The 20,022-nt window shown below is 72.8% G+C and carries 16 protein-coding genes; 7 read left to right on the top strand and 9 right to left on the bottom strand.

Going from position 1 to position 20,022, the window contains the following annotated elements; all coding sequences use genetic code 11:
- Nucleotides 1-77: 77 nt before the first annotated feature.
- Entirely contained in the window at nucleotides 78-1,385 is a 1,308-nt protein-coding gene (locus BUE43_RS02380) for a helix-turn-helix domain-containing protein (protein ID WP_073479640.1), read from the bottom strand.
- Between the two features lie 242 nt (nucleotides 1,386-1,627).
- Between BUE43_RS02380 and BUE43_RS02375 the strand changes: the two genes are divergently transcribed.
- Nucleotides 1,628-3,460, top strand: a complete 1,833-nt coding sequence (locus BUE43_RS02375) for an acyl-CoA dehydrogenase (RefSeq protein WP_073479639.1) — start codon at nucleotides 1,628-1,630, stop codon at nucleotides 3,458-3,460.
- Nucleotides 3,461-3,526: 66 nt separating this feature from the next.
- Here BUE43_RS02375 and BUE43_RS02370 read toward each other — a convergent pair whose 3' ends face one another.
- Nucleotides 3,527-4,459, bottom strand: coding sequence for an NADP-dependent oxidoreductase (locus BUE43_RS02370; RefSeq protein WP_073479638.1), 933 nt, complete (start codon nucleotides 4,457-4,459; stop codon nucleotides 3,527-3,529).
- Between the two features lie 101 nt (nucleotides 4,460-4,560).
- Between BUE43_RS02370 and BUE43_RS02365 the strand changes: the two genes are divergently transcribed.
- On the top strand, nucleotides 4,561-4,965 hold the full coding sequence (locus tag BUE43_RS02365; protein WP_234995490.1) for a winged helix-turn-helix transcriptional regulator: 405 nt from the start codon (nucleotides 4,561-4,563) through the stop codon (nucleotides 4,963-4,965).
- A gap of 360 nt (nucleotides 4,966-5,325) precedes the next feature.
- Here BUE43_RS02365 and BUE43_RS02360 read toward each other — a convergent pair whose 3' ends face one another.
- The 4 genes from BUE43_RS02360 to BUE43_RS02345 all read right to left on the bottom strand — a co-directional run bounded on the left by BUE43_RS02360 (nucleotide 5,326) and on the right by BUE43_RS02345 (nucleotide 10,716).
- Nucleotides 5,326-7,842: a VanW family protein gene (locus BUE43_RS02360; RefSeq protein ID WP_073479637.1), complete on the bottom strand. Its 2,517-nt coding sequence runs from the start codon at nucleotides 7,840-7,842 to the stop codon at nucleotides 5,326-5,328.
- A gap of 76 nt (nucleotides 7,843-7,918) precedes the next feature.
- Nucleotides 7,919-8,239 carry a GroES family chaperonin gene (locus BUE43_RS02355; RefSeq protein WP_073479636.1) on the bottom strand — a complete coding sequence of 107 codons (321 nt, stop codon included), beginning with the start codon at nucleotides 8,237-8,239 and terminating at the stop codon, nucleotides 7,919-7,921.
- A gap of 59 nt (nucleotides 8,240-8,298) precedes the next feature.
- Nucleotides 8,299-10,164 (bottom strand): NHL domain-containing thioredoxin family protein, encoded by a 1,866-nt coding sequence (locus BUE43_RS02350; RefSeq protein WP_073479635.1) that lies wholly within the window; start codon nucleotides 10,162-10,164, stop codon nucleotides 8,299-8,301.
- A 219-nt stretch (nucleotides 10,165-10,383) separates the two neighbouring features.
- Nucleotides 10,384-10,716 carry a PCC domain-containing protein gene (locus tag BUE43_RS02345; protein ID WP_073479634.1) on the bottom strand — a complete coding sequence of 111 codons (333 nt, stop codon included), beginning with the start codon at nucleotides 10,714-10,716 and terminating at the stop codon, nucleotides 10,384-10,386.
- Nucleotides 10,717-10,927: 211 nt separating this feature from the next.
- Between BUE43_RS02345 and BUE43_RS02340 the strand changes: the two genes are divergently transcribed.
- Together BUE43_RS02340 and BUE43_RS02335 are read left to right on the top strand one after the other, a co-directional pair.
- Nucleotides 10,928-11,725, top strand: a complete 798-nt coding sequence (locus tag BUE43_RS02340) for an alpha/beta fold hydrolase (RefSeq protein ID WP_073479633.1) — start codon at nucleotides 10,928-10,930, stop codon at nucleotides 11,723-11,725.
- A gap of 97 nt (nucleotides 11,726-11,822) precedes the next feature.
- Nucleotides 11,823-12,563, top strand: a complete 741-nt coding sequence (locus tag BUE43_RS02335) for a class I SAM-dependent methyltransferase (protein ID WP_073479632.1) — start codon at nucleotides 11,823-11,825, stop codon at nucleotides 12,561-12,563.
- Between the two features lie 117 nt (nucleotides 12,564-12,680).
- Here BUE43_RS02335 and BUE43_RS02330 read toward each other — a convergent pair whose 3' ends face one another.
- On the bottom strand, nucleotides 12,681-13,337 hold the full coding sequence (locus tag BUE43_RS02330; RefSeq protein ID WP_073479631.1) for a phosphatase PAP2 family protein: 657 nt from the start codon (nucleotides 13,335-13,337) through the stop codon (nucleotides 12,681-12,683).
- 258 nt (nucleotides 13,338-13,595) lie between these two features.
- Between BUE43_RS02330 and BUE43_RS02325 the strand changes: the two genes are divergently transcribed.
- Nucleotides 13,596-15,173: a trypsin-like serine peptidase gene (locus BUE43_RS02325; protein WP_073479630.1), complete on the top strand. Its 1,578-nt coding sequence runs from the start codon at nucleotides 13,596-13,598 to the stop codon at nucleotides 15,171-15,173.
- A 448-nt stretch (nucleotides 15,174-15,621) separates the two neighbouring features.
- Here the strand turns inward: BUE43_RS02325 and BUE43_RS34590 are convergent, their stop codons facing one another.
- On the bottom strand, nucleotides 15,622-15,768 hold the full coding sequence (locus BUE43_RS34590; protein ID WP_200797389.1) for a hypothetical protein: 147 nt from the start codon (nucleotides 15,766-15,768) through the stop codon (nucleotides 15,622-15,624).
- Between the two features lie 328 nt (nucleotides 15,769-16,096).
- Nucleotides 16,097-17,284: an ATP-binding protein gene (locus BUE43_RS02320; RefSeq protein WP_073479629.1), complete on the bottom strand. Its 1,188-nt coding sequence runs from the start codon at nucleotides 17,282-17,284 to the stop codon at nucleotides 16,097-16,099.
- Between the two features lie 253 nt (nucleotides 17,285-17,537).
- Between BUE43_RS02320 and BUE43_RS02315 the strand changes: the two genes are divergently transcribed.
- Entirely contained in the window at nucleotides 17,538-18,002 is a 465-nt protein-coding gene (locus BUE43_RS02315; RefSeq protein WP_073480204.1) for a GNAT family N-acetyltransferase, read from the top strand.
- Nucleotides 18,003-18,150: 148 nt separating this feature from the next.
- Nucleotides 18,151-20,016 (top strand): APC family permease, encoded by a 1,866-nt coding sequence (locus tag BUE43_RS02310; protein ID WP_073479628.1) that lies wholly within the window; start codon nucleotides 18,151-18,153, stop codon nucleotides 20,014-20,016.
- Nucleotides 20,017-20,022: the final 6 nt, after the last annotated feature.

Raw genomic sequence — 20,022 nt, 5'->3', positions numbered from 1 at the left:
CGCCGAAAACGGCGGCGCTGAGAATCGTTTGGCCCGCGTGGGAGAGGAACTTGCGGCGTTGCATTGTTTCTGCCGCTTCAGGTTCTGCGTGCGAGGGTGATGCGGTGGGTGAGGTCGGCGGCCTGTCGCCCGGAGCGGAGTGCGGCGGTTTGGAGCGGCGCAAGTCGGTCTCGGGCGCGTTGGGACCGCAGTGGTCCGACCAGGTCAAGAGACTTCATGCCCAGGCGCACCCCCTCGCTCAGGTCACCATCGCGGAGGTGCGTGGCCCCCAACTCCGCCAGTTCGAAACTCTGGGAGAGCAGGTTGGCGTTGGTTCGGTTGCGCAGCGCCTCGCGGAGTGAGCTCACCGCCTTGGTCTCCTCGCCAAGTGCCACCCAGGTAACTCCCTCGACCGAGCGCACCTCCGCGAGAGTGAACCAGGAGAGCCAGGGTGGCGTGTTCTCGGTTTCACCTCGTGCGAAGTTGTCCCGGGCGCTTGCGATCGCACGCGTCGCCTGTTCTCGGTTCCCGAGTTGGGCGTGAGCCCAGGCTTCGTTGATCTCCAGCAGTGCCAGCAGCCGTGGGCATCCGATGTTCGAAGCCGACAGGTGGCCGAGAGAGAAGAGGCGGAGCGCGGCGTCGGGCGCGCCGCCATGTCGCTCGATGCAGCCTGCGTTGTGGAGGAGTGACGCCTGGATCGCGGGGTGGTCGCCTTCCCTCGCGAGCTTCATGCCCTGCAGAAGATGGGAACGGGCGTGATCCATCAAACCCATGTCGTAAGCGGCCCCGGCCGCCCTGCCTCGGAGGAGGGCCACCGCGCCGAACATCTCCCGACGCACCTGGTCCGCAGCACGAGCTTTCAGGAGGCCTTCCGCTGTTTGGGCGTGCCCGTCGAACGCCGGAAGAACTACTCCCCCGCCGTGCACGAGCTCCAGTGCGCGAAGGTGCTCAGTAGCGCGTCGCACCTGTTCGACATCGGTCATGCCGATTCGTCGCGGAGCCGGTGTGGGGGACCAAGGAGCAACCGAGAACGGCTCGGGGTCGCCGAAGACGGCGGCGCCGAGGACGACCTGGCCCGCGTGGGCGAGGAACCGCCGGCGCTTCACGTCCTCGTCCTCCTCCTGATCCGGCGAGCGTGGCTCGCAGCCGGGGGAATAGGCGAGACCCATGTAACCACGGGGGATGCCGAGGCCGACAGCGATGCGGACGAGGAGGTCGTAGGACTGGACCTCGCGGCCGTGGACGACGGCCGAGACGTCCGACTGGTTCTGCCCGGTCCGTTGGGCGATCTCCCGTTGGGAGAGGCCGGCGGCGGACACCGCGCGGAAGACCGCGCGCATGTCCCGCCGCGCCAGGGCCTCGCGCACGTCGGGCAGCTCCCAGACGGCGGACAGGTCAACGCCCATGGGGACGGAAAGTAGCGCCGCGAACGCGGAGAGAGACCACGGTTGGCGCCTTTTCGGGCACTATCGGCCAAGCTGAACGGTTCGACCGATCGCCGCCTCCGCGACGAGCGGTCGGGTGAGTGCGCTGGGTCTCAGGGAGTGCACTTGCCGGCGGTTACCCATCGGTAATACCCTCGTTGTTACCGGTCAGTAAGGGGGGCGTGCCCTGCCGGCCGACCCGCACGCACACGGGAGCTGACGAGATGGGCCACTACAAGAGCAACCTGCGGGACCTGGAGTTCAACCTCTTCGAGGTGCTCAGGGTTCAGGAGCGGCTGGGCACCGGGCCGTTCGAACAGGCCGACGAGGACACCGCCAGGGGCGTGCTCACGGAGCTGAACAACCTGGCCACCGGGCCGCTGGCCGAGTCCTTCGCCGACGCCGACCGCAACCCGCCGGTGTTCGACCCCGCGACGCACAGCGCGACCCTGCCCGAGTCGTTCAAGAAGTCCTTCAAGGCGCTCTGGGACGGCGAGTGGTACCGCCTGGCGCTGCCGAACGAGCTCGGCGGCTTCGGCATCCCGCCCACCGTGCAGTGGGCCGCCTCCGAGCTGATCCTGGGCGCCAACCCGGCCATCTACATGTACATGGCCGGCCCGAACTTCGCCTCCGTCGTGCACCGCAACGGCACCGAGGAGCAGAAGCGCTGGGCCCAGATCATGATCGACCGGGGCTGGGGCGCCACCATGGTCCTCACCGAGCCGGACGCCGGCTCGGACGTGGGCGCCGGCCGCACCAAGGCCGTGCTCCAGGAGGACGGCTCCTGGCACCTGGAGGGCGTCAAGCGCTTCATCACGTCCGGTGACCAGGACATGACCGAGAACATCATGCACCTGGTGCTGGCCCGCCCCGAGGGCCCCGGCATCGAGGCGAAGGCGGGCACCAAGGGCCTCAGCCTGTTCCTGGTGCCGAAGTTCCTCTTCGACACCGAGACCGGCGAGCCGGGCGAGCGCAACGGCGCCTTCGTCACCAACGTCGAGCACAAGATGGGCCTGAAGGTCTCCACCACCTGCGAGGTCACCTTCGGCCAGCACGGCGTCCCGGCCAAGGGCTGGCTGCTGGGCGAGGTGCACGACGGCATCGCGCAGATGTTCCAGGTCATCGAGTACGCCCGCATGATGGTCGGCACCAAGGCCATCGCCACCCTCTCCACCGGCTACCTGACGGCGCTGGAGTTCGCCAAGGAGCGGGTGCAGAGCGCCGACCTGACCCGGATGACGGACAAGACCGCCCCCCGCGTGGCGATCATCAACCACCCGGACGTGCGGCGCAGCCTGATGCTGCAGAAGGCGTACGCCGAGGGCCTGCGCGCGGTGTACCTGTACACCGCGTCCTTCCAGGACCGGATCGCCGCCGGCGACGACGTCGAACTGGCCGAGCGGGTCAACGACCTGCTGCTGCCGATCGTCAAGGGCGTCGGCTCCGAGCGCGGCTACGAGATGCTCGCGCAGTCGCTGCAGACCCTGGGCGGCTCCGGCTTCCTGCAGGACTACCCGATCGAGCAGTACATCCGCGACTCGAAGATCGACACCCTGTACGAGGGCACCACCGCCATCCAGTCGCTGGACTTCTTCTTCCGCAAGATCGTTCGGGACAAGGGCCAGGCCCTGGCCCTCGTCGCCGGCGAGATCCAGAAGTTCCTGGAGTCCGAGGGCGGCAACGGCCGCCTGAAGGAGGAGCGCGCGCTGCTCAGGCAGGCCCTGGAGGACCTGCAGGGCATGCTCGGCGCGATGATCGGCTTCCTGACCTCGTCGCAGGAGGACGTGCGCAACATCTACAAGGTGGGCCAGAGCTCGGTCCGCCTGCTGATGAGCGCCGGCGACCTGCTGGTCGGCTGGCAGTTGCTGCGCCAGGCCGAGATCGCGCTGGCCGCGCTCGACGCCGGCGCCTCGGCCAAGGACAAGGCGTTCTACGAGGGCAAGATCGCGGTGGCCTCGTTCTTCGCCAAGAACGTGCTGCCCGAGCTGTCGGCCCGCCGCCGGATCACCGAGGCGACCGACAACTCGCTGATGGACGTGGACGAGTCCGCGTTCTGAGCCAGGTTCGGCGCGACGGGGCGGGACCTCTCCGGGTCCCGCCCCGTTCCGTTCCCCGTGGCCCGCTCAGGTCGTGAGAACGATCTTGCCCTGGGCGCGGCCGGTCTCCCCGCGCTCGTGCGCCTTCCCGACCTCCGCCAGCGGGAACACCGAGTCCACCTCGACGCGCAGGCGGCCGCTGTCCACCAGCGCGGCCAGCTCCGCCAGCGCGGCGTGGTCCGGCTCGACGATGACGACGCCGTAGCGCACGCCCCGCGCCTCGGCCGCCGCCTGCATCTCCGGCTCGTGGGTCGGTGCGGTCAGCAGCAGGCCGCCGGAGCGCAGCACCTCCACCGAGCGCAGCCCCGTCTCGCCGCCGACCAGGTCGATCACGACGTCCACGTCGGACACCGCGCGGGTGAAGTCGACCGCCGTGTAGTCGATCACCTCGTCGACGCCCAGGCCGCGCAGGAACTCGTGCTTCTCCGCGCGCGCCGTCCCGATCACGTGCGCGCCCCGGAGCTTCGCGATCTGGACCGCGAGGTGGCCCACCCCGCCGGCCGCCGCGTGGACGAGGACCCGTTGCCCCGCCGCGACCTTCGCGGTGTCCACCAGGAACTGCCACGCCGTGAGGCCGGCCAGGGGGAGCCCGGCCGCTGTCACGTGGTCCACGCCGGCGGGCTTGCGGGCCAGCTGCCGGGTCGCGGCGACCGCGTAGTCGGCGTAGGCGGCGGCCTGGCGCGGGAACGCCGGCATCCCGAAGACCTCGTCGCCGGGCTGGAACAGGGACACCCCGGGGCCGACCTCCTCGACCACGCCGGAGATGTCCCACCCGACGGTCATGGGCAGCGTGAGCGCTCCCGGGACCCCGTGCCCCGCCCGGGTCTTCCAGTCGACCGGGTTCACGCCGGCGGCGCGCACCCGCACCAGCACCTCGCCGATCCACGGCCGGGGACGCTCGACCTCCTCCACGCACAGCACCTCGGGTCCCCCGAACTCGTGCTGCCGAACCAGGCGCATTGTCGCCATGCTCTTCCTTTCCGCGTTTCCTGCTCTGCTCCCATCCTGAGTCAGTGGGTTTCCGTTGACCAGAAGGCACCTTTCCGTTATGTAGGTGTCCTGTGGAAACTGCTTCCGACCTGCGGGAACGGCCGAGGGACGCCTATCTGCGGAACTGCCCGAGCCGGGGTGTGCTGGAACTGGTCGCGAACAAGTGGACGGTGCTGGTCGTGAGCGCGCTGACGGAGCGCCCACAACGGTTCTGCCAGCTCCGCCGACGGGTGGAGGGCATCAGCCAGAAGGTGCTGACCCAGATCCTGCGGACGCTGGAGCGTGACGGCCTCGTCACCCGATCCGTCTACCCCACAACTCCGCCGAGCGTGGAGTACGCGCTCACCGAACTGGGGGAGGGCATCGCGTGGCACCTAGCCGCGCTCCGGGGCTGGGTGGAGGACAACATGCCGCAGGTGAACGCCGCGCGCGCCGCTTACGACGCGCGTGCGGAGAAGCGGAACACCGTGGGCTGAAATGGCGGAGCGGTTCGGGCGGGAAACGGGACGCGGTGTTCGGACGGCTTTTCCCAAGGGGCGGCGGAACCGGGCGATGGGGAATTTGGCGCGCTGGCGGAGGGCGGGCCTTGTCGGAGGTGGTGCCAGCCCTTGGCGAGCACGGGTTCGGGTTGTTGTCAAACGGCTGTCCACAACCCCGCCGACTTGTCCACAGGCGGCGGGGAACCGCTTGGGCGTCGGGTGGCGCGCCGATAGGCTGGAGCAGGGCTCGCCCCCCAGGGCGGGTGGGGGCTGACCTGGGAACGCGAGCGGGGCGCCCCGAGAGGCGCCCCGCGTCGAACTCGGATCGGCGCCGCCGCGGGCGCCGGAGCCAGCTGCTCAGCCGTTCGGCTTGTGGTCGTCCTGCGGTGTGCAGACGATCTTCGGCTGGCCGTCGTAGCGCACCGACCGCGACTCCCGCTTGATTTCCCGACCGCCCAGGTCCTTGATCACCCGGGTGTCGGTGACCGTGAACCCGTGCGTGCCGGCGGCTGCCACGCACTGCTCACCGGGCTTGCTGTGCTTCACCGGCGGGTCGGTCTGGTTCGTCTCCGCGCCGGTGAGCCCCTCGATCTGGTACGTCTTCGTGCCCCAGAACCGGACAGTGATCGACGACGGCGTCCAGATGGTCTCGATCAGCACACCGGTCTTGGTGTCGTTGCGGAACTGCAGGTCGATCACGCTGCTGCCGTCGGGGTTCTGGAAGACGGTCGCCTCCCGGCCCTTCGGGTACCGGTTGATCCAGTAGCTGTGCGGCGTGTGCCCCGCGTCGGTCATGCCGGCGTAGTAGGCCGCGTTGTACAGCGTGGTCGCCATCTGCGAGACACCGCCGCCGACCGCGCGGTCGGGCTTGCCGTCGTTGATGATGCCGGCCCCGATGTAGCCGGTGGCGGCGGTGCGCGGGCCGGTCTGCCGGTTCATGCTGAACGTCTCGCCCGGCTTGACGACCGCGCCGTTCATCTTCTCGGCGGCCAGCCGGATGTTGTGGCCGGAGTCGGCGGCGAACCCGCCGGTCTTGAACTCGGCGATCACTTCCTTGACGCCGAGCTGGTTGGCCTGCTCGGTGGTGAACTTCGCCGGCTGCTTGCCGTACTCGGCCTTCACCGTCCGGTCCTGCGCCCTGCGCAGCACGTCGGGCAGCGGCGCGAAGGTCTTGGCGTAGTCGATGCCCCGCCCCTCCTGGGAGGGCTCGACCACCGGCGCCCCGCTGGCCAGCGAGATCTTCGCGTCCTTGCCCGGCTGCTCGGTGTCCTTGAGCTGCGGCCGCACCGCTTCGGTGATCTTGTTCTCGTCCAGTTTCGGCGTCAGGCCGCCGTTGTCGCCGGGCTGGAAGGTCAGCGCGGAGGCGATCACGGCCGGCTCGAGCGTGCCGTTCTTGCCCTCGCCCTGCACCGTGACCGGACCGGAGACGGCGGGCTTCGCGATCTCGTCGAGCGCCTTGCGCACCCCGTCCGGCGTCGTCTTCACCGGAACCGTGGTCACGGGCAGGGAGAGGGTCGTGCCGTCGGCCCAGTGCGGCAGCAGCTCGTTGACCGCCTGCGGCACGTCGAGCTTCTGCCCCGGCTTCGGGTCCACCGCCACCGGCTTGACGCCCTCGAAGCGGATCGTGCCCTCGGCCGCCTCCCGGTCGGTCTTCGGGCGCAACGCCTCCAGGGCGGCGGTGAGCTTGGTCTGGTCGGTGCGGCTCGCCACGCCGACCTCGCGCGTGCTGAAGAACGAGGTCAGCCGGGTCCACGGGTTGAGGGACTGCTCGCCGGCGTCGGCGATCGTGCGCGCCCAGTCCAGCTCCAGGCCGGAGGACTTCGGGTCGAGGCTCGCCTGCACGTCGCCGGCGCGGACCTGGACCGGCTTGCCCAGTCGCGGGCCGATCTGCTCGCGCAGCTTCTGCTCGGCGGCGGCGGGCTCCATGCCGCCCACCTCGACCCCGGCGACGGTGACGCCCCTGGGCACCGAGCCCTGGCTGAGCGCGAGGTCGAGCCCGTACAGCAGGACGAGGGCGCCGCCCACGGCGCCGGCGACGATCCCGGCCCGCCGGGCCTGCCGGCGGCGGTCGGCCCTGGTCTCCCCGCCAGGGGGCGGCTCGGTCCGGTCGGCGTCGCGCTCCGCGGCCGGCTCCGCCGGCGGGTCGAGCAACGCGGTGGCGGTGCCCGCCGACCGGGTCTCCGGCTCGGCGGCGGCCGCGGCGACGGTGGTGGCCGCCGCCGTGGCGACCGGCGCGAGCACCACGGTCCGCTCGCCGGAACCCTCGACGGGGCCGTCCTGCTCCGCGACGACCTCGGTGGCCTCACCGCGGGGGACGACCGGCTGCACCACCGTCGTGCGCTCGGCGGCCGGCTCAGCCGCTCCGGTGGACGGCGCGGCCGCGGACGGGGCGGGCGTGGGCGAGGTCAGCGTGGGCTGGTCGACGAAAGGGCGGACGATCGCCGTCCGCTCCGTGGGCTGGTCGACCCGCGCCGCGAGGGAGGCGTGGTCGGCGGGGGTGGGCCACGCCACGGTCGGCTGCTCGGCGGACGCGCGCGTGGTCGGGTCCGGGTCGTCCGCGTCGAGGCGGTGCCGGATGGTGGGTTCGGACTGGGGCCGGTCGGGCACGGGCTGCTCACTCACCGGTTCGTGCGCCACCGTCGGCTGGTCGGCGGGGTCCACGACGGGTGGATGCCGGTGGCCGACCTCCGGTTGCCCTGGGGTGATCTGGGCCACAGTGTGGTTCCTGAACTCCTCGTCCGGGGTGATGTCGGACGACCGGGCGGACGGGCCGCCCGGTCTGTCGGCCGGGGTCGTGCCGGACGGACGACCGGTGACCGCCGACAGCACGACGGTCCGCTCCGCCTCGGACTCCCTGCGCTGCTCCTCCGGCACCAGCTCCCCCTTCTGCGATCGACCTGCGGGGCGAGTCGTCATCCCTACCCGGTCGGCGTCACAGCCGGATCACGACTCAGAGGTACAGACCCGTGCCGTGCTCGGTGCGCTCGTTGGCGACGGCGTGCAGGTCGCGTTCGCGCATGACCAGGTAGGCCTGGCCCTGCACCTCGACCTCGAACTGCTCCTCCGGGTTGAACAGCACCCGGTCGCCGACCTTCACGGTGCGGACGTGGTTGCCGACCCCGCAGACCTCGCCCCACGCCAGTCGCTTCGCGACCTGCGCGGTGGCCGGGATGAGGATGCCCCCGCTGCTGCGCCGCTCCCCCGCCTCCTGCGAGACCCGGACCATGACCCGGTCGTGCAGCATCTGGATCTCGAGCTTGGCTTCAGGCACCCCGGGAGTCTACTTCCCGCGCTTGATGCCCCACTCGGGTATGTCGGCATCGCCACTGGTCACAGGCCGGAGTCATCCAGCCCGCCCAGCACCAGCGCGAGGCGGTCCGGCCCGGTCGAAACCACCCTGACCGGCACTCCCCAGTCCTGTCGGGTGAGCCGGCACACCGGGTGCTCGACCGCCGGGTCGTCGTCGCAGCTCGCGGCCTGCGCGACGACGTGCAGCACGCCCGCCTCCACCGCGTCCGAGACCACGAGCCGGCGGGTCAGCCCGGTGCCCGCGCCGGTCCCCTCCACCAGCAGCTCGGGCGGCGAGCAGGTCACCTCCAGGCGGGTCGACGGGCCGTAGCGCTCGTCCAGCTTCTGGCCGGGCGGCGGCGTGAACACGACGGCCAGCTCGACCTCGCCGGCGGCCAGGTCGGTCGGCGGCCGGCGCACCTGGTGCGCGTCGCCGGCCACGAGCCGGGCCGACACCCCGGGCGGCACCGGGCGCTCCAGCCGGTGCGCCGCCGAGGCGACGACCACCAGCTCGCCGTCGGCCACCACCGCGCCCGAGGGCTCGGCCAGGTCCCCGGCCAGCGTGGACACCTCCCCGGTCGCCGGGTCGTAGCGGCGGACCGCCCCGTTGTAGGTGTCGCAGACCGCGACGCTGCCGTCCGGCAGCGCGGCCACGCCCAGCGGGTGCTGGAGCAGCGCCTGGTCCGCGGGGCCGTCGCGGTGCCCGAAGTCGAACAGCCCGGTGCCCACGGCCGTGTGAACGGTGAATCCCCCGTCCGGGGAGGCCTGCACCCAGCGCAGCGCCGAGGTCTCCGAGTCGGCGAGCCACAGCCGGTCGCCGACGACGGCGAGGCCGCTCGTCTGCGCGAAGAACGCCTCCTCCGCGGCCCCGTCCCGCAGGCCCTCCACGGTGGTGCCGGCGAACCGGCGGACCGTGCCCGCGACCGGGTCGAACAGGCCGAGCGTGTGGTTGCCGGCCATCGCCACCACGACGCCGCCGGCCGGCTCCCACCAGGCCACGTCCCACGGGCTGGTCAGGTCGACCGCCAGCGCGGGGCCGGCGTCGTCGCCGTCGCGCCACTGCTGGCCGGTGCCCGCGACGGTGGTCACGTGGCCGTCCGAGAGCCGGACGCCCCGCAGGAGGTGGTTGACCGTGTCGGCGACCACGACGTCGTAGCCGACGCGGGCGGCGACCTCGGGCGGCAGCACCGCCAGGCCGCTCGGCTCGGAGAAGCTCGCCTCGCCGGGCGCGCCGTCCGCGCGGCCGCGCTCGCCGGAGCCGATCCGGCGCAGCGGCGAGCCGTCGGCGCCGTCCCCGTCCGCGGCCAGCTCGACCAGGCTGTGGTGCGCGGAGTCGGACACCAGCAGGGAGTCCGGCAGCGCCACGACCTTCGCCGGGAACCGCAGGGCGGTCTCCGGGGCGGGCGGCGGGACGTAGGGGCCGTCGCCGCGGTGCAGCGTGCCCTTGGCCTCGTGCTCGGCGACCAGCTCGGTGATCACGCGGCGCAACGCCTCCGCGTGGCCCTCGCCGGCCGCCACGTGCACGACGTAGCCCTCGGGGTCGACCACCACCAGCGTCGGCCACGCCTTGACCGCGTACGCCTGCCAGGTGACCAGCTCGGGGTCGTCCAGGACCGGGTGGTGCACCTCGTACCGCTCGACGGCGGCGGCCAGCGCGTCCGGGTCGGCCTCGTGCACGAACTTCGGCGAGTGCACGCCGATCGTCACGAGCACGTCGGCGAACTCGGCCTCCAGCGGGCGCAACTCGTCCAGGACGTGCAGGCAGTTGATGCAGCAGAACGTCCAGAAGTCCAGGAGCGTGATCTTGCCGCGCAGGTCGGCGAGCGCGATCGGCTCGCCGCCGGTGTTCAACCAACCCCGGCCCACCAGCTCGGGGGCGCGGACACGGGCACGCTTGGTATGGGTCACGCGGGCTCGAACGCCCCGCGCGCTCCGCCTGTTCCGGCGTCCACTTGGTGGGACGAGACAGGGGTCGCTACCCGCGTCGAGTGGGGGAGACGCCCACGAGCCGACCCGGACGCATCCGCGTCGGGGAGAGGGGGAGAAGCGCCCGCCTCCCCGACCGGTCCGGGGAAGCGGGCGCGCACGAACGCCCCTCAGACTGAAGGGCGCCGCGTCCGTGGCCCTCTACTTCACGGGGATCACGTAGGCCCGCGCGAACCAGGCTCCGATCTGTGCCCGGTGCAGGTGCCCGGACACCGCGCGGTCGCCTTCGACCGCCATCGTCACGTGGATGTGGACCGCTCCGTCCTTGATCTCACCGGAGCCGTGCATCTCGCCGGGGAGGTCGTAGTCGGTGATCAGTTCCTTCGTCGCGTCGTCGGCGGACATGGTCGAGACGGTGAAGCTGTCGACGCCGCCGATCAGAGCGACGATCGCGCCGTCGGTGACTCCCCGCTCCTTCGCCTGCGCGGTCAGGGAACCGATCAACTCGCCGTCGTTGACCTCGAACACGTGCACGGGCGTTGCCTCCCACTCAGTGGAGCCGAGCCGCTGAAGATCGCAGCGACGCACCAGCGAACACCGGCGTGCGCCGGGTTGTTCCGCGGGCGGTCGCCGCCGGGGCGGTGGGTGCGATGGCGCACTGCCCCGCCGGACGGAGTTGACTCTCACATTGATGTGAAGGTCTAGCTTTCGCCCCGCGGGACACCAGAACCGAAGGGGAGATCCGATGCCCAGCGTCCGCACTGCTGGTTCCACCGTTCACTACGAGGTCACGGGCAGCGGCCCCGGGCTGGTGATGGTCCACGGCAGCGGAGGTGACGCACGGGCCAACTTCGGCCACCTGGTCGACCGCTTCGCCGACCGGCGCACCGTCATCACGCCCGACTACTCGGGCAGCGGGGAGACCACCGACGGCGGCGGCCCGCTCACCCTGGACCAGCTCGTGGAGCAGGTCGTCGCGGCGACCGACGCCGTCAGCGGGGAGCCGGTGGACCTGCTCGGCTTCTCGCTCGGGGCGGTGGTCGCGGCCGCGCTCGCCGCCAAGCACTCGGAGCGCGTGCGCCGGCTCGTGCTGCTCGCCGGGTGGGTGCGCCACGACGACCCGCGCCACCAGCTCCACTTCGACATGTGGCGCCGGCTGGGGAGCACCGACCCCGGGCTGCTCGTGCGGTTCCTCACCCTGTCCGGCTTCAGCCCGGGGTACCTCAGCGGCCTCGGGCACCAGGGCCTGGCCCAGCTGCTCGCCGGCTCCAGCCCCGCGCCCGGCGTGCTGCGCCAGGCCGACCTCGACCTGCGGGCCGACATCCGTGACCGTACGCACCTGGTGACCGCGCCGACCCTGGTGGTCGGCAACCGGCAGGACCAGATGGTGCCGGTCGAGCACACCCGGGCGCTGCACGAGGCGATCGCGGGCAGCCGGTACGTCGAGCTGGACAGCGGGCACCTGGTCCTGTTCGAGCGGCCCGACGAGCTGGTCGGGATCGTGCGCGAGTTCCTGTTCGACGACGCCCCCGAGGCCGGATGACGTCCAGGCCGCTGGATCACGACCTCCACGGGGACGTCGGCGCCGACGTCCCCGTCGGGGCTGGACAGCCGGCGCCGGGGGCGGTGGAATCGGCGGGATGTCGCTGATCCCTTACGACCACACCACCGCGGCGGCCTACCGAACCGCGCGGGAGGTGCCCCGCGAGGGGTTGGTGTGGTGGCGGGCGGCGGTCGAGCCGTACGTCAGGGGCTCCGAGCTGGTCGTCGACGTGGGCGCCGGCACGGGCGCGTTCGCGACCGCCTTCGCCGAGTGGTTCGACGTGCGGGTGACCGCCGTGGACCCCTCGCCCGCGATGCGGGCGTTGATCCCGGCGCACCCGCTGGTCGACGTGGTCGCCGGGACGGCGGAGTCGCTGCCGCTGGCGGACGACGCCGCCGACGCGGCGTGGATCTCGACGGCGATCCACCACGTCACCGACCTCGACGCGGCCGCGCGCGAGCTGCGCCGGGTGCTCTGCCTCGGCGCCCCGGTGCTGATCCGCAGCGTCTTCCCCGGCCGGCACGAGGGCGTGCGGCTGTTCCGCTACTTCCCGGAGGCCACGCGGGAGCTGTCCGCGTTCCCCACGGTGGAGCGGGTCTGCGCGGCGTTCGCCGACGCCGGGTTCGAGCGGGTGCTGTCGCTGGGGCTGGTGCCGCAGCAGACCGCGCCGAGCCTGCGGGTCGCGGCTGAGCGCATCCGCAGGGAGGCGGACACCGTGCTGCGGGGCCTCAGCGACGAGGAGTTCGCGGAGGGCATGAACCGGATGTGGGCGTCGGTGGCGGCGGAGGACCACCCGGCGCCGGTGGTCGACCACCTCGACCTGTTGGTCCTCTGCTGAGCGGGGGACGCGTCCTCCGCCGGCGAGGTGACGGCGGGTGGAACACCGGGAGAACGACGGGTGCCCGGCCGGGGAGCCGGCCGGGCACCCGTCGACGGCGTCGAGGGCGCGGGGTGGTCAGCGGACGCGCGGCAGCACCACGGTCTGGTCGGGGTCGCGGACCAGCACGACGGTCTCGGCGTCGACCTCGGCGCGGGGCGCGGAGACCAGGCGGGGGGCCTCGACGCCGCCCCCGCCCGATCTCGGGAACCGGTCCCGGAGCAGGCGGGCGGCCCACCGCACCAGCAGCGTCGCCACCAGGCCGACGACGGCGCCGCAGAGGATGTCGGCCGGCCAGTGCACGCCCACGAAGACGCGGGACAACGCGACCAGCGCGGCGGGAACGCCCAGCGCGAGCCCCCAGGTCGCGGAGACGAACACGCCCACGACCAGGGCCACGGTCACCGCGGCGGTCGCGTGGTTGCTGGGGAAGGACACCCCCGGCTCGTGCTGCACGAGCTGGACGACCGGTCGGCTCTCGAACGGGCGGCGGGACAGCTCCATCCAGCGCAGCACCCGGTTGACCAGGAAGCCGAGCGCGAGCGCGGCGCCCACCTGACCGACCATCCACAGGTTGTCCGTTCGGGTCCGGCCGCGCATGGCCAGCAGCAGGGACACCCCGCCGGCGGCGAACAGCAGGTAGATCAGCGGGCCGGCGGCGAACCGGCCGACCGCGTCGAACAGCGGGCTGAGGCCGGCCAACCCGTTGATCGCCCCGAATACCAGGTCGTTCACGACCCTGCTACCCCGCTTTCCTGAACGACAGGTGACCCGTTACCCGTCCGATCATTCCAGCGGTCATCGAGCGACCCATGGGCGGTTGATCTTCGACCCGCCTGGTCGCACCGTGGACTGTGGCTGGGCTCACCTGTCACTCGTGAGAGGGCGCACAGCCGTCACCCGTAGCTCAACCGGGTGCCTCCTGACCGGTGGCACACCGGGACTCACCCGACCCGCCACCGCGGGTCGGGCGCTCGAACCAGAGGGGAGAGCATGAGCACAGCGCAACGAACCGCCGGCGCGATCGTGGCGGCCGCGGTGATGGGCGGCCTGTTGACGGTCGCCGCCCCCGCGGGGGCCGCGCCCACCGCGGCCACGACTCCTGGGGCCGCGACCGCCAGTCCGACCGAACAGCCCCGGGCCGGGGTGGACGCGCCGCTGCTGCGGTCCACCGACCCGGCCGCGAAGCGCTTCCGCGCCGTCGGGCGGCTCGTCAACAACGACGGAATCCACTGCACGGCGAGCGTGGTCGCCGGCGAGGGACAGGTGCGGCCGGACGCGCGGGCGCTGGTCGTGACCAACGGGCACTGCGTCTCCCAGGACCTGACGACCAACGAGGTGCGGGTCGACCAGCCCACCGGGCAGGAGGGCTCGGGGTGGCGGTTCACCCCGGCCTACTTCGTCGACACCGTCGCCCAGCACCGCGCGTTCCCGGTGCGCAGCGTCCGCTACGCCACCATGAAGGTGGTGGACGTCGCCGTCATCGAGCTGGACACCACGTACGGCGAGCTCGGGAAGATCGACGTGCGGCCGCTGCGGCTGGACGGCCGGGCGCCGGCGGCCGGGGAGGCCGTGGAGGTGGCGCACGCGCCGGTCAACGACATCCCCGAGGACCAGCAGTTCCTGCGGCACTCCCGCTGCCGGGCCGGCGCCGCCGCCAACGTCGCCGAGGGCCCCTGGCTGTGGACGGGCGCGATCTCCAACGACTGCGCGGGCATCGTCGGCGGCTCGTCCGGCTCGCCGGTGGTCCGGGCCGGGGCCGACCGGGTCGTCGCGCTAACCAACACGACTGTGGAGCCCGGCTACCTGGGCGAGTGCCTGCTCGGTCGGCCCTGCGAGGCCGGGAAGGACGGTGTCGTCGCCAGGAAGGGCACGTCCTACGCGATCCCGGTGGGCGTCCTCGGCGGGTGCCTCGCGGGCTCGGAGTTCACGCCGAAGTCCCCCCGCTGCGCGCTGGACCCCGGGCAGCCGCTCGTGGTGAACCAGCAGCGGCCCGTGACGCAGTCGCGGGTGCCGCAGGCGGACGGCGGCTCCGGCCCGGTCCGCTGGCAGGCCGCCCTCACCGGCAACGGCGCGCGCTATGCCCAGGTCAAGGTCGGCCCGTTCGGGACGACCGACTGCACCGACCCGGCCGGCTACGGCTCGGTGTTCGCGCTCGCCGACCGGCCCGTCTTCGACGACCTCGTGCCGAAGGGCGAGAACCTGTACGTGCTGTGCGCGGTGGGCGGTCCGAGCCCGACCGTGGGCCGGGGCTGGCAGCCGCACCGGTTCGCGTCGCTCACCTCGGTCCGGGTGGACGACACCCCGCCGACCGTGGCGCCCGTCGTCGACGCGTGGGAGTCGGACGACAGCTGGGTGGTGAACCCGATCTTCCAGCCCTGGGAGATCACCGGCTACGAGATCAAGTACGGCCCCAGGGCCACCACCGACTGCGCTGACCCCGCCGGGTACCGGACCTACCTGCGCATCCCGGCCTTCCTGAAGAAGTCGGGGGCGCCGTGGCGCTACTGCGCCATCGGCCTCGACCACGCCGACAACCGCACTCCGCCGAAGGCGTTCGACATCGGCTGACGCCGGCGACCGCGAACGGCCGGGCACGGGGACCGCCCCCTGCCCGGCCGTTCTCGTTGGGGGGCTCGCGCGGACCGCGCACCGCGCCCGGTCGCATGCGCGGGTTTGATCACGCGGCTGTCACGGGTGCCCCTGTCGCGCGTTGTCCACAGCGCCGAGGGCCGGACATGGGAAACCCCGCGGTGCTGCCAGGTCGGGGGTCCGACAGCACCGCGGGGTCGTCTGGAACATCGGTTCCTTACTCGACGGTGTTACACCCATTCGAGTTGGTGACGCCGGTCACCTGGCACAAGGCCCCGAACGCGGCCGCAGTATTTCACTCGACCGGTGGAAAGAAAAAGAGCGGCCTCGGTGCGCGGGAGGTGCACCGAGGCCGCTCAAGCCTCCGGAGCGCGCCGTGGCGGGAGGGCTGCCCGGTCGAGGTTGGGCGTCCACCACGGCGATCCGCTCAGCGGAGGGAGTTCAACTGGCTCTGAGCGATCACCATCAGCTCGTGCCGCAGCGCCGGAGTGGCGGCGGCGTCGATCGCACGGGTCACTGCGCGGCGAGTCCGGGCCTGAGCACGACGGGCGCGGATCTTCGCGGCCAGGTTCACTTTTCTCATCCCCTTGGGGTGTTGTCTCTTCGGCGGCACAGCAAGTATGCGCTATCGGCGAGGGGGTTCGCACCCGATTCATCGGTGAGGTGGCGCACAAACCGACGATTCGTTGGCGAACCCGGGGTGAACGCCGGCTGTCTTGCGGTCAGATCTGTGATCTGTCGGACATTGCTGTAACGCGGCCCCGGCCCGGACTGTGAGCCAGGGCTCACGCTCCGCCTATCACGATCAGGTTTTCTCGGGTTGTCTAGGAAAAGATCTATAAAGTGCGTGACGCAGGTCGCCCCGCGGTGGACGACCGTTTCGCCGAGCGGCGCGCGGGCCGTCAGGCCCGCAGGAGGAACCGGCCGAAGTGCGGCACGGTGAAGGCGATCCGCCCCCGCTCCGCCGAGAAGACCAGCCCCTTCTTCAACAGGCTGTCCCGCGCCGGCGAGAGGGAGGACGGCCGGCGGCCCAGGTGGTCCGCCACCCCGGCGGTGGCCACCGCCTCGTCCCTGCCCCCGGTCAGCTCGGCCATCGCCACCAGGTACTCCCGCTCCGCGGGCGTCGCGCGTTCGTACCGCGAGCCGAAGAACCCGACGGCCAGCTCCCCGTCCGCCTCCGGGGCCGCCACCGCCACGTCCTCGGCCGTGATCGGGTCGGTCGGCGCCGCGTCCCACGCGGCCTTGCTGTAGGCCTGCACGAAGTACGGGTAGCCGCCCGACGCCTCGAACAGCGCCGCGACGGCGTCCGGCGTGATCCCGGCGCCCTCCCGCTCGACCGGCGCCGTCACCGCCCGGTGGTGCTCGGCCCGGGTCAGCCGGTCCACGGACACGTACCGGAACAGCCGCTCGGAGTAGGACTTGCTGGCCGAGAGCACCGCCGGCAGGTGGGGCAGGCCGGCGCCGACCACGACCAGCGGCGCGCCCGACTGGGCGAGCTCGTGGCACGACGCGCACAGGGCCGAGACGTCCGCCGGGCGCACGTCCTGCATCTCGTCCACCAGCAGCGCCACCCCGGTGCCGACGTCGGCCGCGAGCTCGGCGACGTCGGTGAACAGCTCGACCAGGTCGATCTCGATGTCGCCGGAGTCCGCCCTGCCCCGCGCGGCGGGCACGTCGATGCCGGGTTGCCAGCGGTCGCGCAGCTTCGCCCCGTCCTCGGCGGCCCGCAGGGCGAACGCCTTCAGCACGCCCAGCACGGCGTCCACCCGGTCGGGGGCGCGGTGCCGGACGGCGAGGTCGCGGACGGCCCGGTGCAACGCCGCCGCGAGCGGGCGCCGCAGCCCGGCGTCCGGGCGGGCCTCCACCTTGCCCGAGCCCCAGCCCCTGCGGAGCGCCATCGACCGCAGCTCCCCGAGCAGAACCGTCTTGCCCACGCCCCGCAGGCCCGTCAGCACCAGGCTGCGCTCGGGCCGGCCCCGCGCCACGCGCTCCAGCACGACCTCGAACGCCGACAGCTCACGGTCCCGGCCGGCCAGCTCGGGCGGCCGCTGGCCGGCTCCGGGCGCGAACGGGTTGCGCACCGGGTCCACGCTGGGACGTTATCCGCCTCTCTAGCCGTATCCCGATATCTGGGCAGAGAGCGCGAGGGGGGTGTCGTTCGCCCGGAGGGGTGATGGCGGGGCTGGGCCGGACGAGGGATCTTCGTCCTTCCAATATCGCATACGATGTGCGACAGTCGGGCGCACAGTCGAGGTGGTGGAAGCGCGAAGCGCGCGGCGCGACAGGAGGCGTGGAGTGAAGATCCGACCTGGTGGACCGGCCGACGCCCCCGCCGTGCTGAAGATGTTCGACGACGCCGTCGCCTGGCTGGTCGCGCACGGGCGCTCCGGGCAGTGGGGCGACAAGCCGTGGTCGAGCAACCCCGAGCGCGTCGAGTTCGTGCAGAAGACCGCCGCCGAGGACGGGTTCTGGATCGCGGAGATCGACGGGAACCCGGCCGGCACGCTGTGCGTGGCCGAGGAACCCACCCGCTACATCACGCCCGCGGACGAGCGTGAGCTGTACGTCCGACTGCTGCTGACCGCGCGCGAGTACGCCGGCCACCGCGTGGGGTCGACGCTGCTCGACCACGCCAGGGACATCGCCCGGGAGCGCGGCATCGACCTGGTGCGCGTCGACTGCTACGCCGGCGGTGACGGCAGCCTGATCCGGTACTACACCCGGAACGGGTTCACGCCCACGGAGCGCTTCCACGTCGGCGACTGGCCTGGTCAGCTCTTCGAGCAGCGGCTCGGCGGCACCGCCTAGCGGTCGGCCCCAGCCGGCGGCCCCCTGGCCGGGCGACACCGCCCGGCCGAGGGCGGCGTCAGGAGCACGTCTGGATCGCGCAGGAAAGGATCAGGAGCGCGTCAAGGGGGTTCCGGAACCGGGCGGGGCCGGACGCAGAGTCCGTGCCGTGGCAACAGAAACGGCCGACAAACCCCCATCGGCGGTCGCCGGGACCGGCGCGGTCGCCGGCGGCGACCACCGGTTCCGGCTCGGTGTGCTGACCGGCGTGGCCGCGCTGGGGCTGGACGCCCTGGCCTCGGTGTCCTACGGCCCGGAGCAGGTCGTCCTCGGCCTCGCGGCCGCCGGCGGCGCGGGCGTCGCGTGGACCCTCCCGGTCACGGCCGCGATCGTCCTGCTGCTGGCGCTCCTCGTGCTGGCCTACCGGCAGGTGATCGTCGCCTACCCGGACGGCGGCGGCGCCTACACCGTCGCCCGGCGCAACCTCGGTCAGCGCGCCGGGCTGGTCGCCGCCGCCTCGCTGATCATCGACTACGTGCTGAACGCGGCCGTGTCGGTCGCCGCCGGCGTCGCCGCGCTGACCTCGGCCGTGCCCGGGCTGCTGCCGTGGACCACCGAGCTGTGCCTCGGCGCGCTGGCCGTGATCACGCTGGTGAACCTGCGGGGCGTGGTGGCCAGCGCCCGCGCCTTCGCGTTGCCGGCCGTGGTGTTCGTGGTCGCGTTGGCGGCCGTCGTCGTGCTCGGCCTCGTCCGGGGCGAGCCGGTGAGCCCGCTGCCCGCCCCCAGCCAGGCCCAGACCACGGCGGGCGTGGGACTGCTGCTGGTGGTCGCGGCGTTCGCCAACGGCTGCTCCGCGCTGACGGGCGTGGAGGCCATCGCCAACGCCACCCCGGCCTTCCGGTCGCCGGCGCCGAGGCGCGCGGCACGGGCGGAGGCGCTGCTCGGCCTGCTCCTCGGGGGTCTGCTGCTCGGCCTCGCCGTGCTCGTCGAGCGGTTCGACGTGCGGCCGGTCGAGGGCCGCACGCTGTTGTCGCTGCTCGTGGAGGGGTCGTTCGGCACCGGGTTCGGGTACGTCGTCGTGCAGCTGGCGACGGTGCTGCTGCTCGCCCTGGCCGCGAACACCTCCTTCGGCGGCCTGCCGGTGCTGGCGGCGCGGCTGTCCAGGGACCACTTCCTGCCGCACGCGTTCGGGCTGAAGGCGGACCGCCTCGTGCACCGCGCCGGCGTGCTCGTGCTCGCGGCGCTCAGCGCCGTGCTGCTGGTGGCCACGGGCGGGCGGCTGGACCTGCTCGTGCCGATGTTCGCGATCGGCGTCTTCGTGGGCTTCGCGTTGTGCCAGGCGGGCATGGTGCGCCACTGGCTGCGGACGCGGGGCCGGGGCTGGCGGTGGCGGCTCGCGCTCAACGCCACCGGCGCGGTGGTGACGGCGGCCTGCGCGGCCGTGGTCACCGCCGTGAAGTTCACCGACGGCGCATGGCTCGTCGCGGTGGTGCTCCCGCTGCTCGTAGTGCTGTTGACCAGGGTCAACCTGGCCTACCAGGCCATCGGCCGGGCGTTGGGCCTCGGGCAACCGCTGGAGCGGCCGCGCAGGGACGAGTCGGTCGTGGTGGTGCCGGTGGCCGGGCTGTCGGTCCTGACCTCGCGCTGCCTGTCCACGGCGCTGTCGCTGGGCGAGCGCGTGGTCGCGGTGCACGTCGTCACCGGCGACGGCGGACCGGGCGCGGCCGAGCTCCAGCGCGGGTGGGAGGCGTGGCACCCGGACGTGCCGCTGACGCTGGTGGAGCGGGGCCCCGGCGGGCTCGGCCCCACGATCGCCCGCTGGGTGCGGGGCCGCCAGGAGCGCCACGTGGTGGTGCTGGTCGGCGAGGTGCGGCCGCGGCGGTGGTGGCACCGGGCGCTGCACAACGGCCAGGGCGCCGCGATCGCCAGGTCGGTGGGCCGGCTCGGCGTCGCGGTCTGCCGGCTCCAGCACCCGCTGGGCCTCCCGCCGGCCCCGGTCCGCCCGCCGGCCGCCCGCCCCGCGCTCCGCGACTAGGCGAAC

This window comes from Streptoalloteichus hindustanus, assembly GCF_900129375.1.
In the GTDB taxonomy this organism is placed as follows: Bacteria; Actinomycetota; Actinomycetes; order Mycobacteriales; family Pseudonocardiaceae; genus Streptoalloteichus; species Streptoalloteichus hindustanus.
This window is presented reverse-complemented; position numbering and strand designations above follow the sequence as displayed.

Excerpts from the sequence above, each read along its gene's own strand:
- BUE43_RS02380 (WP_073479640.1), bottom strand. The coding sequence starts at position 1,385 with ATGGGCGTTGACCTGTCCGCCGTCTGGGAGCTGCCCGACGTGCGCGAG.
- BUE43_RS02375 (WP_073479639.1), top strand. The coding sequence starts at position 1,628 with ATGGGCCACTACAAGAGCAACCTGCGGGACCTGGAGTTCAACCTCTTC.
- BUE43_RS02370 (WP_073479638.1), bottom strand. The coding sequence starts at position 4,459 with ATGCGCCTGGTTCGGCAGCACGAGTTCGGGGGACCCGAGGTGCTGTGC.
- BUE43_RS02340 (WP_073479633.1), top strand. The coding sequence starts at position 10,928 with ATGCCCAGCGTCCGCACTGCTGGTTCCACCGTTCACTACGAGGTCACG.
- BUE43_RS02335 (WP_073479632.1), top strand. The coding sequence starts at position 11,823 with ATGTCGCTGATCCCTTACGACCACACCACCGCGGCGGCCTACCGAACC.
- BUE43_RS02325 (WP_073479630.1), top strand. The coding sequence starts at position 13,596 with ATGAGCACAGCGCAACGAACCGCCGGCGCGATCGTGGCGGCCGCGGTG.
- BUE43_RS02315 (WP_073480204.1), top strand. The coding sequence starts at position 17,538 with ATGTTCGACGACGCCGTCGCCTGGCTGGTCGCGCACGGGCGCTCCGGG.